Origin of the sequence: Pseudogemmobacter faecipullorum (genome assembly GCF_020539525.1) — a bacterium.
Classification (GTDB): domain Bacteria; phylum Pseudomonadota; class Alphaproteobacteria; order Rhodobacterales; family Rhodobacteraceae; genus Pseudogemmobacter; species Pseudogemmobacter faecipullorum.
The window spans coordinates 16,231-32,949 of the sequence record NZ_JACDXX010000004.1 but is presented as its reverse complement, the minus strand read 5'-3'; the positions used below and the strand labels follow the sequence as shown (position 1 = coordinate 32,949).

At 59.7% G+C, this 16,719-nt stretch carries 13 protein-coding genes; 4 read left to right on the top strand and 9 right to left on the bottom strand.

All coding sequences use genetic code 11. From position 1 onward, the window contains the following. Window positions 1–38: 38 nt before the first annotated feature. Window positions 39–2,294: an NADP-dependent malic enzyme gene (locus H0485_RS05365; RefSeq protein ID WP_226934335.1), complete on the bottom strand. Its 2,256-nt coding sequence runs from the start codon at window positions 2,292–2,294 to the stop codon at window positions 39–41. 126 nt (window positions 2,295–2,420) lie between these two features. On the opposite strand from H0485_RS05365, the gene mutS reads away from it, so the two are divergent. After that, the gene (mutS, locus tag H0485_RS05360; protein ID WP_226934334.1) at window positions 2,421–5,048 is read left to right on the top strand and encodes a DNA mismatch repair protein MutS; all 2,628 of its coding nucleotides are present in this window, start codon (window positions 2,421–2,423) and stop codon (window positions 5,046–5,048) included. Window positions 5,049–5,098: 50 nt separating this feature from the next. On the opposite strand, the gene H0485_RS05355 is transcribed toward mutS, so the two are convergent. Further along, complete coding sequence (locus H0485_RS05355) at window positions 5,099–5,641, bottom strand: nucleotide exchange factor GrpE (RefSeq protein WP_435531482.1); 543 nt, start codon at window positions 5,639–5,641, stop codon at window positions 5,099–5,101. A gap of 23 nt (window positions 5,642–5,664) precedes the next feature. Then, window positions 5,665–6,735, bottom strand: a complete 1,071-nt coding sequence (gene hrcA, locus H0485_RS05350; protein ID WP_226934573.1) for a heat-inducible transcriptional repressor HrcA — start codon at window positions 6,733–6,735, stop codon at window positions 5,665–5,667. Window positions 6,736–6,876: 141 nt separating this feature from the next. Here hrcA and rph point away from each other — a divergent pair, with 141 nt between their 5' ends. The 3 genes from rph to hemW are packed head-to-tail and all read left to right on the top strand — an operon-like array spanning window position 6,877 to window position 9,361. Next, entirely contained in the window at window positions 6,877–7,593 is a 717-nt protein-coding gene (rph, locus tag H0485_RS05345) for a ribonuclease PH (protein WP_226934333.1), read from the top strand. Then, complete coding sequence (gene rdgB, locus H0485_RS05340) at window positions 7,590–8,201, top strand: RdgB/HAM1 family non-canonical purine NTP pyrophosphatase (protein WP_226934332.1); 612 nt, start codon at window positions 7,590–7,592, stop codon at window positions 8,199–8,201. Before rph ends, rdgB begins: the two co-directional genes overlap by 4 nt. Further along, window positions 8,198–9,361, top strand: a complete 1,164-nt coding sequence (gene hemW / locus H0485_RS05335) for a radical SAM family heme chaperone HemW (RefSeq protein WP_226934331.1) — start codon at window positions 8,198–8,200, stop codon at window positions 9,359–9,361. The genes rdgB and hemW overlap by 4 nt, the downstream gene beginning before the upstream one ends. A 27-nt stretch (window positions 9,362–9,388) precedes the next feature. Here hemW and H0485_RS05330 read toward each other — a convergent pair whose 3' ends face one another. The 6 genes from H0485_RS05330 to rho are packed head-to-tail and all read right to left on the bottom strand — an operon-like array spanning window position 9,389 to window position 16,193. Further along, window positions 9,389–10,300 carry a ParB/RepB/Spo0J family partition protein gene (locus H0485_RS05330; protein ID WP_226934330.1) on the bottom strand — a complete coding sequence of 304 codons (912 nt, stop codon included), beginning with the start codon at window positions 10,298–10,300 and terminating at the stop codon, window positions 9,389–9,391. A gap of 6 nt (window positions 10,301–10,306) precedes the next feature. Continuing rightward, window positions 10,307–11,128, bottom strand: coding sequence for a ParA family protein (locus H0485_RS05325; RefSeq protein WP_226934572.1), 822 nt, complete (start codon window positions 11,126–11,128; stop codon window positions 10,307–10,309). Next, complete coding sequence (gene rsmG, locus H0485_RS05320) at window positions 11,115–11,750, bottom strand: 16S rRNA (guanine(527)-N(7))-methyltransferase RsmG (protein WP_226934329.1); 636 nt, start codon at window positions 11,748–11,750, stop codon at window positions 11,115–11,117. The genes H0485_RS05325 and rsmG overlap by 14 nt, the downstream gene beginning before the upstream one ends. Window positions 11,751–11,752: 2 nt before the next feature. Beyond that, entirely contained in the window at window positions 11,753–13,615 is a 1,863-nt protein-coding gene (gene mnmG / locus H0485_RS05315) for a tRNA uridine-5-carboxymethylaminomethyl(34) synthesis enzyme MnmG (RefSeq protein ID WP_226934328.1), read from the bottom strand. An 11-nt stretch (window positions 13,616–13,626) separates the two neighbouring features. Continuing rightward, window positions 13,627–14,904 carry a tRNA uridine-5-carboxymethylaminomethyl(34) synthesis GTPase MnmE gene (gene mnmE / locus H0485_RS05310; protein ID WP_226934327.1) on the bottom strand — a complete coding sequence of 426 codons (1,278 nt, stop codon included), beginning with the start codon at window positions 14,902–14,904 and terminating at the stop codon, window positions 13,627–13,629. A gap of 20 nt (window positions 14,905–14,924) precedes the next feature. Beyond that, the gene (rho, locus tag H0485_RS05305) at window positions 14,925–16,193 is read right to left on the bottom strand and encodes a transcription termination factor Rho (RefSeq protein ID WP_226934326.1); all 1,269 of its coding nucleotides are present in this window, start codon (window positions 16,191–16,193) and stop codon (window positions 14,925–14,927) included. Between the last annotated feature and the right edge of the window lie 526 nt (window positions 16,194–16,719).

Sequence of the window (16,719 nt, the reverse complement as noted above, 5' to 3'; positions counted from 1 at the left end):
GCCCCTCTCATCATTGATACCCTGGCGCATGGCCCGGATCAGCCCACTTTGCAGGCCGCCATCACCGCCATATTCAGAATGTCATTCACCGAAGCCGAGGTGGAGCAGATCTGGATCGGTTTTTTCACCCCGGCAAGGATCGGGCCAATAACCGTTGCCCCGGCCATTTCCTGCATCAGCTTGACCGAAATCGAGGCCGAATGCCGGGCCGGAACCACCAGGATATTCGCCGGGCCGGTCAGGCGGCAGAAGGGATAGGCCGCCATCTGATCCGGGTTGAGCGCCACATCGACGGTCATCTCGCCATCATATTCGAAATCGACGCCGCGCTTATCAAGGACCGTGACCGCCTCATGCATCTTCGTCGCCCGCTCCGAAACCGGATAGCCAAAGGTCGAGAAGCTGACAAAGGCCACCCGCGGCTCCAGCCCCATATTCCGCGCCACACCGGCTGCGCGGATGGCGATGGTCGCCAGGTCTTCCTGCTCGGGCCATTCATGCACCAGGGTATCGGTGATGAAAACGATCCGGCCATTATGCAGCAGACCGGTAACCCCCACCGCGCCATCGGTCGCCGTGGCATCAAAGACATTATTGATCGCCGAAAGCACATGTGCCGATTTGCGGGTTGCCCCGGTCACCAGACCATCGCCATGGCCATGCGCCAGCATCAGCGAGGCAAAGACATGACGGTCGCGCGCCGCGAGACGATGAATGTCCTGGCGGTCCTGGCCCCGGCGCTGCAGGCGCTGGTAGAGGAAGTCTTTATAGCTGTCGAGATGTCGGGTATTGGCGGCATTCACCACCTCCAGCTCGCGCACCGCATCTGAGAGGCCGACGGCCTCGAGCTTTTCCTTCACCTCGGCCTCACGCCCGACCACCAGCGCCTTGCCAAGGCCACTGCGCTGCCAGGTCACGGCGGCCCGCAGCACCCGCGGATCATCGCCTTCGGCGAAGATCATCCGGGCCTGGGCCTGGCGGGCACGGGCATGCAGCCCCTCCAGCACCGAAGCGGTCGGATCCATCCGGGCTTTCAGGCTGGCCTCATAGGCCTTCATATCAATGATCGGCCGCCGTGCCGCGCCGGTATCCATCCCCGCTTTGGCCACGGCAGCCGGGATGCGGTAGATCAGACGCGGATCGAAGGGCGTCGGAATGATATAGTCACGGCCAAAGGACAGCTTGCGGCCATAGACCATCGCCACCTCATCGGGCACATCCTCGCGCGCCAGCTGGGCCAGGGCCTCGGCGCAGGCGATCTTCATCTCTTCATTGATCGCACGGGCATTGATGTCGAGCGCACCGCGGAACAGATAGGGGAAGCACAGAACATTATTGACCTGGTTCGGATAATCCGAACGGCCGGTGGCCACGATCGCATCCGGGCGCACCGCATGTGCCTCTTCCGGGGTGATCTCGGGGTCGGGGTTCGCCATAGCGAAAATCACCGGATTATCCGCCATCGACGCGACCATCGCCTGGGTCAGGGCGCCCCGGGCCGAAACCCCGAGGAAGACATCCGCGCCGGCCATCGCCTCTTCAAGGCTGCGCGCCGTGGTCTTTGCCGCATGGGCCGATTTCCACTGGTTCATCCCCTCGGTGCGGCCCTGATAGATCACACCCTTAGTATCGCACATGATGCAATTGTCATGTTTCGCGCCCATCGATTTGATCAGCTCGAGACAGGCGATCCCTGCGGCACCGGCGCCATTCAGAACGATTTTCACATCCTGAATTTTCTTGCCCGAAATCTCGAGCGCGTTCAGCAGACCCGCGGCGCAGATCACTGCCGTGCCATGCTGGTCATCATGGAAAACCGGGATATCGCAGATCTCTTTCAGACGCTGCTCAATGATAAAGCATTCAGGCGCCTTGATATCTTCGAGATTGATGCCGCCGAAGGTCGGGCTCATCAGCTTGACGGCTTTGATGATCTCATCGGCATCTTCAGTGTCGAGTTCGATATCAATCGCATTCACATCGGCGAAGCGTTTGAACAGAACCGCCTTGCCTTCCATCACCGGCTTTGATGCCAGCGCGCCAAGATTGCCCATGCCGAGAATGGCGGTGCCGTTCGAGATCACCGCGACCATATTGCCTTTGACCGTGTAATCATAAGCGGTCTCGGGGGCATCAGCGATCGCCTGAACCGGCACCGCCACGCCAGGGCTATAAGCCAGCGACAGATCGCGCTGTGTCGCCATCGGTTTTGAGGCAACAATGTCATATTTACCGGGGCGCGGCTCGTAATGATAGGCAAGCGCCTCTTCAGGCGTAGTCTTCGAACGGGTCATCAGGGGGCCATCCTGTTTGCAAGCAAAGGGGTCATAGACCCTTGCCTGTGACGATAAAAGCCCGTTTGACGGGCTTTCCGTCATGCGCCGGCTTTTGTAGGGTCAGGCCTCTGATCCGGGGGTGTTATGTCTGACGAAACCGTCACGCCGATGATGGCGCAATATCTTGAAATCAGGGACCGCAATCCCGGTGCGCTGCTGTTTTACCGGATGGGCGACTTTTATGAGATGTTCTTCCAGGATGCGCTGAATGCTGCCGAGGCGCTGGATATTGCGCTGACCAAACGCGGCTTTCATCAGGGCGAGCCGATCCCGATGTGTGGCGTGCCGGTTCATGCCGCCGAAGGCTATCTGCTGACCCTGATCCGCAAGGGGTTCCGGGTGGCGATTGCCGAACAGCTGGAAGATCCGGCCGAGGCGAAAAAGCGCGGCTATAAATCGGTGGTGAAGCGCGATGTTGTCCGGCTGGTGACGCCTGGCACCCTGACCGAGGACAGTCTGCTGGAAGCGCGGCGGCATAATTTCCTCGCCGCCTATAGTGAGCTGCGCGAGGAGGGCGCGCTCGCCTGGACCGATATCTCAACCGGAGAGCTGCGGGTCATGCCCTGCCCGCTGTCGCGGCTGGGGCCAGAACTGGCCCGGCTGTCACCGCGCGAATTGCTGGTGCCCGATCATCTGGAGACAGAGCTGGCCGAACTGGGATCCGAGGCAGGGGCTGCAACCACCCCGCTGGCCCGGGCAAGTTTCGACAGCAGCGGTGCCGAAAAGCGGCTCACCGCGCTCTGGCAGGTTGGTTCGCTGGAAGGTTTTGGCAGTTTTTCCCGCGCCGAGCTTTCGGCTATGGGCGGGCTGGTCGATTATCTGCACCTGACCCAGCGCGGAAATCTGCCGCTGCTGCGCGCCCCGGTAAAGGAAATGGCCGGCGGCACGGTGCAGATCGATGCCTCGACCCGGCGCAATCTCGAGATCACCCAGGCCCTGTCCGGCGGCCGCGAGGGCTCGCTGCTGGCGGCGATTGACCGCACGGCCACCGCGGCCGGGGCCAGACTGCTGGAGCGCAGGATCTCTTCCCCCTCACGCGATCTGACCACGATCCGGCTGCGCCATGAGGCCCTGGCCCATCTGCTGGATGAAAGCCGCCTGCGCGAGGATCTGCGCGACAGCCTGCGCCGTGTGCCCGATATTGACCGCGCTTTGTCCCGCCTGGCCCTTGACCGGGGCGGGCCGCGCGATCTCGCGGCAATCCGCAATGGCCTGGCCCAGGCGCTCAGCCTCTCGGCCAGGCTAAGCGGGGTTCCCAGGCTGCTCAGCCAGGCCGCGCAGGGGCTGACCGGCCATGAAACCCTGGTCGATCAGCTCGACCAGGCCCTGGTGGCAGAGCCGCCGCTGCTGGCGCGCGATGGCGGGTTTATCGCCGCTGGCTATGATGACGAGTTGGATGAAACCCGCCGCCTGCGCGATGAGGGCCGCGGTGTTATCGCCGGGATGCAGGCGGAATATGCCGGACTGGCCGGGGTTCCGGCGCTGAAGATCAAACATAACAACGTGCTTGGTTATTTCATCGAAGTGACCACCACCCATGAGGAAAAACTGCGCGCGAGGCCGGATCTGTTCATCCACCGGCAGAGCACCGCCAGTCAGATCCGCTTTACCACCCTCGCGCTGAATGAGCTGGAAAGCAAAATTCTCAATGCCGCCAACCATGCGCTGGAGCTGGAAAAGCGTCACTATGAAGGCCTGAAACGCGCCATTCTGGACCTGGCGGGGCCAATCGGCGTCACCGCCCGCGCTCTGGCCGAGATTGATCTCTGCGCAGCCTTCGCCGACCTCGCGGCCGAAGGCGACTGGGTTGCCCCTGTGGTCGACGACAGCCGCGCCTTTGATATTCGCGGCGGCCGCCATCCTGTGGTTGAGCGCGCGCTGCGCCGCCAGGGTGGCCAGAGTTTTGTCGCCAATGACTGCGATCTGACCACCGGCGCCTCGCCGGCGATCTGGATGCTGACCGGCCCGAATATGGCCGGTAAATCCACCTTCCTGCGCCAGAATGCGCTGATCGCCTTGCTGGCCCAGGCCGGAAGTTTCGTTCCGGCAAGCTCGGCCAGGATCGGTCTTGTCAGCCAGCTGTTCAGCCGTGTTGGTGCCTCAGACGACCTGGCGCGCGGCCGGTCAACCTTCATGGTGGAGATGGTTGAGACCGCCGCCATCCTGAACCAGGCCGATGACCGGGCGCTGGTCATCCTCGATGAGATCGGCCGCGGCACCGCGACCTGGGATGGGCTCTCTATCGCCTGGGCCACGCTTGAGCACCTGCATGATGTCAACCGCTGCCGGGCGCTGTTCGCCACCCATTACCATGAGATGACGCAGCTCTCGGCCCGGCTCGACGGGGTCGAGAATGCGACCGTCAGCGTGAAGGAATGGCAAGGAGAGGTGATCTTCCTGCACGAGGTGAAACGTGGTGCCGCAGATCGCAGCTACGGCGTGCAGGTGGCCCGGCTGGCCGGTCTGCCGGTCTCGGTTATTGAGCGCGCGAGGGTGATCCTGGAGGCGCTGGAAAGCGGCGATCGCCAGGGCAAAAAGTCAACGGCGCTGATTGATGATCTGCCGCTGTTCCGCGCAGCCCCGCCCCCGACGGCGGTAACCCCCGCGGCTCCGAGCCAGGTTGAGGCCCGGCTGGCCGAAATAGACCCCGATCAGCTGACGCCAATCGGGGCTCTGTCTCTGCTCTATGAGCTGAAAGCTCTGAAAACCTGATCCGCCGGTTTTTCAGAGCCGCATGTCATGGGGGCACCGCCCCCGTGACATCAGGCCGGGGTCGAGGAAACGCCGACCTGGGCCGGGCGCAGCAGGCGATCATGCAGCAAGAAGCCCTCGGTCATCACCTGGATGATCTGTCCGGCTTTGGTGCCCGGCACCGGGGCCTCAAACATCGCCTCATGATGATTGGCGTCAAACACATCGCCAATCGCCGGCGAAACCGGCACAACGCCATGCTTCTTCATCACCGTGGTCAGCTCGCGCAGGGTCAGCTCGACCCCCTCGATCAGCGCGGCAGAGGCCGCACGGCTGTCATCGGGGATCGCTGCCAGAGCGCGGTTCAGGTTGTCATAAACCGGCAGCAGATCGCGGGCGAGACGCGTCCCGCCATATTGCTCGGCCTCACGACGGTCACGATCGGACCGCTTGCGCGAATTCTCGGCATCTGCGAGCGCGCGCATGAATTTATCGCGATATTCGTCGCGTTCGGCCTTCAGGGCTTCGATCTCGCCATCTGCCAGGAACTCTTCAGGTTCCGGCATTCCGGCATTCAGTTCAGCATCCTGGGCAGCGTTGTTGTCCTGCGCCATGATCACTCCTCGTCTTTCAGGTCTCAGCTTCTTCCGCGGTCGGAGATCATCCGCCCCACGAGTTGCGCCGTGTAATCGACAATTGGCACCACGCGACCGTAATTCAGTCGCGTCGGGCCAATCACGCCCACGGCGCCAATAATCTTTCGCTCGGCGTTCATATAGGGAGAAACCACCAGACTTGAACCCGAAAGTGAAAAGAGTTTGTTCTCAGAGCCGATGAAAATGCGTACACCATCGCCATCTTCGGCAAGTTCGAGGAATTCGGCGATATCGCGCTTGCGTTCAAGGTCATCAAACAGGCTGCGGATGCGGTCCACATCCTCGCCGGCCGCGCCTTCCAGCAGATTTGAGCGCCCATGCACGATCAGCCGCTCAGAAGACAGGCCCGCATTCTGCCACACCGCAAGGCCGCTCTCGACCAGTTCGCGCGAGAGCGAATCAATTTCCTGCCGGCGCAGCGTGATTTCATCGCGGATCCGCAGCCGCAGCTCAGCCAGGGTGCGCCCCTCAGCCATGGCATTGAGAAAATTCGCCGCTTCGCGCATCGATGAGGGTGTCTGGCCTGGCGGCGGGGTGAACAACCGGTTCTCGACCTGGCCATCCGAGAAGACCAGCACCACCAGCGCCCGGTCCGCCGAGAGCGAGACGAATTCAATATGCCGGATCGCCGCCTGCTCATGTTTGGGCGACAGCACGATAGAGGCGCCCCGCGTCAGAATGGACAAAGCCGAGGAGACATGATCGAGCAGCGCGCCGACATCCTGATCCTCGCTTTCCAGCGAGGCATCAATGCGTTCCCGATCCGCCGCATCGACGCGGCCCATTTCCATGAAACCATCGACAAACAAACGCAAACCCTGCTGCGTCGGCACCCTGCCCGCCGAGACATGCGGGCTGCCCAGCAGGCCGAGATATTCCAGATCCTGCATCACATTGCGAATGGTCGCGGCCGAAATCTGCTCGGACAGGCTGCGGGTCAGCGTACGCGAGCCCACCGGCTCTCCGGTTGCGAGATAGCCTTCGACCACGCTCCGAAAAACCTCGCGCGAGCGATCGCTCATCTCGGTAAGAATTTTGGCTCTGTCTGGCATCTGTTTCACAACCCGCTTCTGTGCAGAATAGAAGGCTATTGCCGCGCGGCGTCAATCGGCCTCGCAGGTGCAATGCCTTCCGGGCTTGCATCACAGCCTCTCAGGCGCATATCTGACCTGAATCCACTGAAAGGACAGATTATGCGGCCCTCAGGAAGAGCGCTCGATCAGCTTCGTACGATTTCCATCGAGACCGGCGTCTCCCTGCATGCTGAAGGCTCCTGCCTGATCAAAATGGGCAATACGCATGTGCTCTGCACCGCCTCGATCGAGGATAAGCCCCCATCATTCCTGCGCAATACCGGCATGGGCTGGGTCACTGCTGAATATGGTATGCTGCCACGTTCCACCCATACGCGTTCGCGCCGCGAGGCGGCTGCTGGCAAGCAATCGGGCCGCACCCAGGAAATTCAGCGTCTGATTGGCCGCTCGCTGCGCGCAGTTGTCGACCGCCAGGCGCTTGGTGAGCGTCAGATCACCGTCGATTGCGATGTGATCCAGGCCGATGGTGGCACCCGCTGCGCGGCAATCACCGGCGGCTGGGTGGCTTTGCGCCTGGCGATGAACCGGCTGATGCAGAAGGGCATCGTCACCGGCGATCCGCTGCTTGACCATGTTGCAGCGATCTCATGTGGTATATATGCAGGTCAACCCCTCCTGGATCTTGATTATGATGAGGATTCTGCTGCCGGGACCGATGGCAATTTTGTCATCACCGGCAAAGGGAAACTGGTCGAAATTCAGGCCTCGGCTGAGGGCGCGCCCTTCTCGACCGACGAATTGTTGACCCTGATGTCGCTGGGTATGAAAGGCACGGAACTGCTCGTCGCCGCGCAGAAACAGGCCGTCAGCGCATGAGCCGCAAGTTCACCGGCGATCGCCTTGTGATCGCGACCCATAACAAGGGCAAGCTCGAGGAGTTTTCCGCCCTGCTTGCTCCGCTCGGCATCACCTGCATTTCGGCCGGTGAGCTGAACCTTCCCGAGCCGGCAGAGACCGAGTCCACCTTCCTTGGCAATTGCCGCATCAAGGCCCATGCTGCGGCGAAGGCCACCGGCCTGCCCGCCCTGGCGGATGATTCAGGCCTGACGGTTGATGCGCTGGATGGTGCGCCGGGGGTCTATACGGCTGACTGGGCCGAGACAGAGCATGGCCGTGATTTTGGCATGGCCATGGAAAAAACTCATGCAGCGCTTGAAGTTAAGGCAGCACCCCTGCCCCACTTGGCGCAGTTCCGCTGCACGCTCGTGCTGGCCTGGCCCGATGGTCAGGACGAATTCGTCGAGGGAGTCTGCGCCGGTGAGCTGGTCTGGCCGCGCCGCGGTGCAGAGGGTCATGGCTATGATCCGATGTTCCAGCCCGATAATCACTCAACCACTTTCGCTGAAATGTCAGCCGAAGCAAAAAATGCCATCAGCCATCGCGGCAAAGCGGTTGCTGCTATGATGAAGAAGTGTTTCACGTGAAACTCAGCGGGCCCGGAGACTGGCAGGAGGGCGGCTTCGCCCTCTATATCCACTGGCCATTTTGCAAAGCGAAATGCCCCTATTGTGATTTTAACAGCCATGTCCGGGCCTCTGTCGACCAGCAGGCCTGGCAAAATGCCTATCTGGCCGAGCTTGACCGGGCGGCTGAAGAAACCGGCGGCCGTATTCTGCGTTCGGTTTTCTTTGGCGGTGGCACGCCTTCGCTGATGGACCCCTCGGTGACCGGAGCCATACTCGACCGTGTGGCCCGGCACTGGCGCCTGGCAAATGATCTGGAAGTTACCCTGGAAGCCAATCCGACATCGGTCGAAGCCTCGCGTTTCGCGGGCTATCGTCAGGCAGGTGTAAACCGTGTTTCTCTGGGTATCCAGGCCCTGAATGACCTGGATCTGAAACGCCTCGGTCGTCAGCATTCTGCCACCGAGGGCCTGGCCGCCCTGGATCTGGCGTGCAGCCTGTTCGACCGCACATCATGTGATTTGATCTATGCCCGCCAGGAACAGGATCTGACCTCCTGGCGTGAGGAACTGATCTCTGTTCTGTCGCGTGGTCCCGATCACATCTCACTTTATCAGCTGACGATTGAACAAGGCACGGCTTTTGCAAAGCTGTTCGACGCCGGAAAGCTACGCGGCCTTCCCGATGAAGACCTGGCGGCTGATATGTATGAGCTGACCGCCGAAACCGTGGCTGATTACAGCTTGCGGGATTATGAAGTGTCGAATTACGCCAAAGAAGGCTCAGAATCTCGCCACAACCTGGTGTATTGGCGCATGGGTGACTACCTGGGTATAGGCCCGGGCGCACATGGCAGGCTGACATTAGACGGCCAGCGCTATGCAACCGACACCCACCGCTCCCCTGAGCTCTGGCTCGGGGCCGTGAGCCAGGCCGGAAGCGGTGAAAAGCCACGCGAGATTGTTTCACGTGAAGCACAGGCGCTCGAATATCTGATGATGTCGCTGCGCCTCAGCGAAGGGATGCAGCTGTCACGCTATCATGCCCTTGGTGGCCAGCTCTCAGAAAATCTGGTCGATGACTTCGTGCAGCAAGGGCTGCTGATGCGCCGGGATGACAGAATTGCCACCACTAGCACAGGACGGCTGCTGCTGAACCGCCTTATCCTGGAACTGTCCTGAACAGGATAAGCAATTGAAAGCGCGCGATTATTCGCGCGCCATTCCTGCCGGGCCGGAAGAGAGCAGCTGACAAAGCTGATCAAGCTCTTCCAGGTCACGATAGGAAATCGTCACCGTGCCCCCATTTCCCCGATGATCAATCTGCACACTCATACCAAGCTGAGCCGTCAGATCGCCCTCAAGCGCACGGGTATCGGCATCTTTATCACCACCCGGACTGCCGGCGCGCACGTTCCGCGATCCCTCGCGACCGCTACGGCCCGGATCGTTCACATCCTTCATCAGCCTTTCGGTTTCGCGCACCGAAAGGCCACGCTCAGCAACCGTGCGGGCAAGCGCCAGCGGATCAGGCGCATTGATCAGCGCTCTGGCGTGACCGGCAGTCAATTCACTGTCGCGAACCATCTGCTGAACAGGACCAGGAAGATTCAATAGCCTCAAAAGGTTAGCTACATGACTCCGGCTTTTTGACAGAGCCTCAGCGATTTTTTCCTGGGTATGTCCAAAGCGTTCGATCAGCTGGCGAATGCCCAGGGCCTCTTCAATCGCGTTCAGATCTTCCCTCTGAATATTCTCGATAATCGCAATTTCCAGAACTTCGGTGTCGTCCAGCTCCCGGATCACCACCGGAACTTCGTGCAAACGCGCCAGCTGAGCCGCACGCCAGCGGCGCTCACCAGCCACAATTTCATAAAAATCACCGACGGCACGCACCACCAGCGGCTGAATAACGCCCTTTTGTTTCAGCGATTCCGCCAGGGCCTCAAGCGCGGACTGATCAAAATCTTTGCGCGGCTGGTTGGGATTTGGCTTCAGCCGGGCGACCGGCAGTTTCGTATCTGCCCGGCGCGGCCCTTCACTCTCCGGACGCAGATTCACATCCGACATCAAAGCCGACAAGCCACGTCCCAGCCCTTTGCGTTCCATATTCTGCCTCATGATTGATTATGGCCGCTGCAGTTTCTCAGAAATTTCCAGGGCCAGGGCACGATAGGCCTCAGCCCCTTTTGATGTCGGATCATATTCTGTCACCGGCTTCGCATAGGAAGGCGCTTCGGACAGCCGCACATTGCGCGGGATCACCGTACGGAAAACCATGTCACCCAGGTTTTCACGCGCGTCACTCTCTACCTGTTGTGCCAGGTTATTGCGACCATCATACATAGTGAGAAGAACGCCCTCAATCCGCAGATTAGGATTGGCGGAGCGACGCACATCCCGAACCGTCAGCAACAGCTGCGACAAGCCTTCCAGCGCATAAAACTCGGCCTGAAGCGGGACCAGAATAGCATGCGAGGCGACCAGAGCATTCACGGTCAGCAGCGAAAGCGAAGGCGGGCAATCAATCAGAATGATATCGAAACCCATCGCCTCAATTTCAGGATGGCGCAGCGCATCATGCAGAAGGAAGCTTCTTTTCTCGTTTGATATCAATTCGATATCTGCAGAGGCCAGATCTGAATTGGCCGGGCTGATCCAGAGATTTTCGACATTGCTGGGACGGATAACAGCCTCTGGCCGCCCATCCGAAAGGATAAGGTCATAGGTTGTCAGCTGCCGATCACTGCTGGGAACCCCCAGCCCGGTCGAGGCATTTCCCTGGGGATCCAGATCAACCAACAGCACCCGTTTACCGGCTTCTGCCAGCGCCGCCGCCAGGTTGATTGACGTGGTCGTCTTGCCTACGCCGCCCTTTTGATTAGCAATAGCAATAACATGGGCTGGCTTATGATCTGCTGCCAATGGAGCGGTATCAGCTACGGGCATCGCTGCTTGCACGGCGCAGTTTCCTCAGTTTCAGGATGGCTGACCCTTTATGCCCCGGATCGGCGGCGGCCTCCAGATCGAACAGCCAATTTTTCCGGGCCTGGGCAACTTCTTCCTCCCAGGTTTCGCCTTTTGGAAAAAGCGCAATCCCTTTGGGCGCGATATGGCGCTCAACAATTGTGCATAGCATATCCAGCGAGGCCAGGGCACGGGCAGAGATAACATCTGCGTTCAACCCGGCGATCTGTTCCGCCCGCTCGGCCCGAACCTGTACCGAAAGCCCAAGCTGACGCGAAGCTTCACGCAGGAAAGCCGATTTTCTCTGGTCAGATTCAACCAGAATGACCTGCGTCGGCAGCGCCCTGTCCTGTAAAAGCGTTGCCACCACTATCCCTGGAAAACCACCGCCCGAGCCAAAATCAGCCCAGATTTGCGGCGCATCGGGAGAGAGCTTCATGATATGCGCTGAATCCTCGATATGGCGCGTCCAGATCTCAGCGATTGTTCCACGTGAAACAAGGTTGATCTTCTTCGTCCACTTTTCAGCCAAAGCTGCAAAGTCCTGAAGCTTTTGCAGAGCGGTGGCAGATGCCCCCAGCTCATTCCAAAGATCGGTATTCACAGTCAGCCTGCCTTACGTGCAGAGGGTTTGCGCAGCGCCGCGATCAGCAGCATTGTAGCTGCGGGCGTCATGCCTTCGATCTGTCGGGCCCGCTGAATAGAGTCAGGCTTAACACGCTGCAACTTTCCGGTCAGTTCCGAGGACAACCCAGATAATGCAGCATAATCAAAACCTTCCGGAATGATCATCGCCTCATGCTTGCGCAAATCCTCGGCATCGGCGGCCTGACGAGAGGCATATTGTGCATAAAGCGCCTCGATCCCGGCCTGCTCTCTTGCTTCGGCCGGATGATCTGCCAGCTCCGGCACCAGCCTGTCCAGCACAGATGGGTCATATTCCGGCATCGACATCAGCTGCCAGGCCGAACGGCGTGCGCCATCCTGACTAACCGTTACACCGACCACTGCCAGCTCCTTAGGGGTAAAGCGCGCTTCCTGCAGCAGCTGAGTGACCTGGGACAGAGCTTCCATCTTAGCGCCAAAAGCAGCGATACGGCTTTCGGAAACGCAGCCCAGCTCGATCGCTTTCGGCGTAAGCCGCTGATCGGCATTATCAGCGCGCAGCGAGAGGCGATATTCGGCGCGCGAAGTGAACATCCGATAGGGCTCGGTCACACCGCGGGTGATCAGATCATCGATCATCACCCCGATATAGCTGTCACTACGCGAGAAAGTAACGGGATCCCTGCCTTGAGCCGCTGCCGCCGCGTTCAGACCCGCAACCATACCCTGGGCTGCGGCTTCCTCATATCCGGTTGTGCCATTGATCTGCCCTGCCAGATACAACCCATGCAGTGTCCGGCTTTCAAGCGTTGGCCTCAGACCGCGTGGATCGAGGTAGTCATATTCAATAGCATAGCCCGGCTGGGTGATGACGACATTCTCAAGCCCCAGCATGGTGCGGACATAGGCTTCCTGCACATCCACCGGCAGAGAGGTCGAAATGCCATTGGGATACACCGTGTCATCATCCAGCCCCTCGGGCTCAAGAAAGACCTGGTGGCTGTCTTTATCGGCGAAACGCACCACTTTATCTTCGATTGAGGGGCAGTAGCGCGGGCCCACGCCGTCAATATGGCCGCCATACATCGCAGAACGGCTGAGATTGTTGCGGATGATATCATGTGTTTCACGTGAAGTATGCGTGATGCCACAGGAGATCTGACGCGCAATCGGCTTGCGGTTCAGGAAAGACAACATCACCGGCTCATCATCCGCCGGCTGCATTTCAAGCCGCGACCAGTCGATGCTCTTGCCGTCGAGGCGCGGCGGCGTTCCGGTTTTCAGCCGCCCTGTCGCCAGGTTCAGACTGCGGATCTGCTGGCCAAGCGCTACCGAGGCCTTGTCGCCCACCCGCCCGCCAGGACGGCTTTGATCCCCAACGTGAATCAACCCGTTGAGGAAAGTTCCGGTCGTCAACACTACGGCCAGGGCTTTAATCTCTGATCCGTCGATCAGGCGCAGACCCGTTACCCGATCGCCCTCAAGGATAAGCTCAGAGGCTTCGCCCTCGAGGATCTCCAGGTTTACCTGGGAGGCAAGCAGACCCTGCACAGCCTCGCGGTACAAACGCCGGTCGGCCTGGGTCCGTGGCCCCTGCACCGCCGGGCCCTTGCGGCGGTTCAACAGCCGGAACTGAATCCCGCCCATATCGCCGGCCCGGCCCATGATGCCGTCCATCGCATCGACTTCACGAACAAGATGACCCTTGCCCAGGCCGCCGATCGCCGGATTACAGGACATCACCCCCACAGTATCGGCGCGCATGGTCAGGAGCGCGGTCTTTGCCCCCATCCGCGCCGAAGCCGCAGCCGCATCGGCCCCGGCATGGCCGCCGCCCACCACGATGACATCGAAATGTTTCACGTGAAACCCCATCACTTCCCGATACAGAAACTGGAGAAAATTTCGCCCAGCAACTCGTCTACATCGATGCGCCCCACCAGAACATCAAGGGCACGCAGCGCATTGCGCAGCTCTTCCGCCAGGATTTCCGCCAGATAGTCCTGGCGCAGCATCAGCAAAACCTGGCGAATCGACTCAATCCCCAGGCCCAGGGCCAGGCGATGCCGCTCGCGCACCATGATACCAGCGCCCGCAACCTTTTCCGAGAGCTGCTCTGCAAGCTGCTGCAAAAGCTGCTCAATGCCCTGACCCGTCAGGCCAGAAACCGCCAGCCCGCCGGTATTTCCCAGGTCAGCCTTGCCCTGCGCCAGGATATCACCTGGCGCAGGATCCAGGTAACCCTCTGGTGGACCGAGGAAAATCCGCAAATCCGCAGCCTCGGCCCTGGCCACTGCCCGGCGGATGCCTTCGCGCTCGATCGGGTCTTCGCCCTGGCGTAGCCCAGCTGTATCAAGCAAGGTCACCGCATAGCCGGCGAGATCCATACGAACCTCAATCACATCACGCGTGGTACCGGCAATTTCCGAAGTAATCGCAGCCTCGCGTCCGGCCAGGCGGTTCAGCAGGGTTGATTTTCCAGCATTGGGCGCGCCGACAATCGCCACCTCAAAGCCTTCGCGGATACGCTCGGCCGCGCCTATCGCCGCCGCTTCCCGCTCCAGTTCGGCCAGGAGAGTGGTCAGAATTTCGCTGACTTCCGGGGTGACATCGACCGGAACATCCTCATCGGCAAAGTCGATGGTGGCCTCGATCAGCGCGGCCGCACGGATCAGCCTGGCGCGCCATTGCTCAACCCGTTTGCCAATCTCGCCCGACAAAGTGCGCAGCGCCTGTTTCCGCTGCGCCTCGGTCTCAGCATCAATCAGATCGGCCAGCCCCTCTACCTGGGTCAGGTCCAGCATACCATTGTCGAAAGCACGGCGGGTGAACTCGCCAGGTTCAGCCAGCCGCGCCAGGCCGGTCTCGGAAATCGCCCGCAACACCGCTGAGACAACAGCGATACCGCCATGGATCTGAAATTCAGCGACATCTTCGCCGGTAAAGCTGGCGCCTTCGCCAAAGATCAATACCAGTGATTGATCAAGAATCTCACCGTTCCACGAGATGTTGCGAAGAGCGGCCTGGCGAGGCGCAGGGACAGAACCACAAAGCAGCGCGCAAACCTGGTGCGCACTACTTCCGGAAACCCGAATTATTGCGACCCCGGCCCGACCGCGAGCGGTCGCGCTGGCATAAATGGTTTCCCCCATTGCACCCTCGCCGCGCCAGGTCAGGCGTTCATCGAGTCGAAGAAATCACTGTTCGACTTGGTTTGTTTCAGCTTGCCGATCAGGAATTCAATCGCATCGGTCGTGCCCATCGGGTTCAGAATACGACGCAGCACATAGGTCTTCTGCAGATCCGACTTATCGACCAGCAGATCTTCTTTCCGGGTGCCCGATTTCAGAATATCCATGGCCGGGAAGACGCGTTTATCGGCAACCTTACGATCCAGCACGATTTCGCTGTTACCGGTGCCTTTGAATTCCTCAAAGATCACCTCGTCCATGCGCGAACCGGTATCGATCAGCGCGGTGGCGATGATGGTCAGCGAGCCACCTTCCTCGATATTGCGCGCCGCACCGAAGAAGCGCTTCGGGCGCTGCAAAGCATTGGCATCTACACCACCGGTAAGCACTTTACCCGAGCTCGGCACCACAGTGTTGAAGGCTCGTCCAAGTCTTGTGATCGAGTCGAGCAGGATCACAACATCTCGCTTATGCTCGACCAGGCGCTTGGCCTTTTCGATCACCATTTCCGAGACCGCGACGTGACGGGTCGCAGGCTCGTCGAAGGTCGAGGAAATCACCTCGCCCTTCACCGAGCGCTGCATATCGGTCACCTCCTCGGGGCGCTCATCGATCAGCAGCACGATCAGATAGCACTCAGGATGGTTCTCAGCGATCGAGCGGGCAATATTCTGCAGCAGCACGGTTTTCCCGGTGCGCGGCGGCGCCACGATCAGCGCCCGCTGGCCTTTACCAATCGGAGCCACCAGGTCGATGATCCGCGCGGAACGGTCTTTGATGGTCGGATCCTCGACTTCCATCTTCAGCCGCTCATTCGGATAGAGCGGCGTCAGGTTGTCGAAATGCACCTTGTGCTTGGCCTTTTCGGGATCGTCGAAATTGATCCGGGTGGCCTTCACCAGGCTGAAATAGCGCTCATTCTCGAAAGGTGCCTTGATCACACCCTCGATGGAATCCCCGGTCCGCAGCGAAAACTGCCGGATCATATCGGGCGAGACATAGATATCATCCGGACCTGGGAGATAGTTGGCCTCTGGGCTGCGCAGGAAGCCAAAACCGTCCTGAAGAACCTCCAGGACGCCGTCTCCACCGATCTCATAGCCCTCTTCCGCATGTTCCTTCAGGATCTGGAACATCATTTCGCCTTTGCGCATCGAAGGCGCATTCTCGATCTCCCATTCCTCAGCCATGGCGAGGAGGTCAGCCGGCGTTTTCGCCTTAAGATCCGAGAGATTGAGACGTTCGATCATGATGAAACCTGTACGAAACTAACGCTGAGCGGCGTGGGTCGGTAGGACTGAAGGATGGGAGGTGCTCAGGTCGGACGACCAAGCTCTCTGCGCAGATAGAACCCCGGCCTGCAAAAGTCAATCAGGCCTGGGCCAGGCGCCAGGTTTCTCAGCCGAAAATCACGCAGGCTTTCTTACTTCAGAAAATATTAAAGAAAGAGATTTTAATGATGTTGTAGTAGGCCCGGTGGATAAAAGAATTAACCAGGTTCAGGGGCAGTTATCCCAGCCCTTACCTGGTTGTGGATAAGTCGTGGATAAGAGTCCGACTTGGCCTGTAAAGTGTAAAATATTGCGGAAAAACAGCTGATTCTGAAATTTCCTGGCGTGGATTCTTTCCCCAGGCCGTTAACCATCCTGGCCCTGGTAAGTTTACTTATCCTCATCCGGTGGAAAGAGTTCTGCGCCCTGGGATAACACCTGGTAAAGAATGCCGTTATCCACCCCTGAGAGCTTCACAACCGCCTTTCCCCGGTTTAGTCCTGAG

Bases quoted from the DNA above. Each gene is read 5' to 3' on its own strand.
- rph (WP_226934333.1), top strand. From the start codon at position 6,877: ATGCGGCCCTCAGGAAGAGCGCTCGATCAGCTTCGTACGATTTCCATC.
- H0485_RS05355 (WP_435531482.1), bottom strand. From the start codon at position 5,641: ATGGCGCAGGACAACAACGCTGCCCAGGATGCTGAACTGAATGCCGGA.
- mutS (WP_226934334.1), top strand. From the start codon at position 2,421: ATGTCTGACGAAACCGTCACGCCGATGATGGCGCAATATCTTGAAATC.
- rho (WP_226934326.1), bottom strand. From the start codon at position 16,193: ATGATCGAACGTCTCAATCTCTCGGATCTTAAGGCGAAAACGCCGGCT.
- H0485_RS05330 (WP_226934330.1), bottom strand. From the start codon at position 10,300: ATGAGGCAGAATATGGAACGCAAAGGGCTGGGACGTGGCTTGTCGGCT.
- mnmE (WP_226934327.1), bottom strand. From the start codon at position 14,904: ATGGGGGAAACCATTTATGCCAGCGCGACCGCTCGCGGTCGGGCCGGG.
- H0485_RS05325 (WP_226934572.1), bottom strand. From the start codon at position 11,128: ATGCCCGTAGCTGATACCGCTCCATTGGCAGCAGATCATAAGCCAGCC.
- hrcA (WP_226934573.1), bottom strand. From the start codon at position 6,735: ATGCCAGACAGAGCCAAAATTCTTACCGAGATGAGCGATCGCTCGCGC.
- H0485_RS05365 (WP_226934335.1), bottom strand. From the start codon at position 2,294: ATGACCCGTTCGAAGACTACGCCTGAAGAGGCGCTTGCCTATCATTAC.
- rdgB (WP_226934332.1), top strand. From the start codon at position 7,590: ATGAGCCGCAAGTTCACCGGCGATCGCCTTGTGATCGCGACCCATAAC.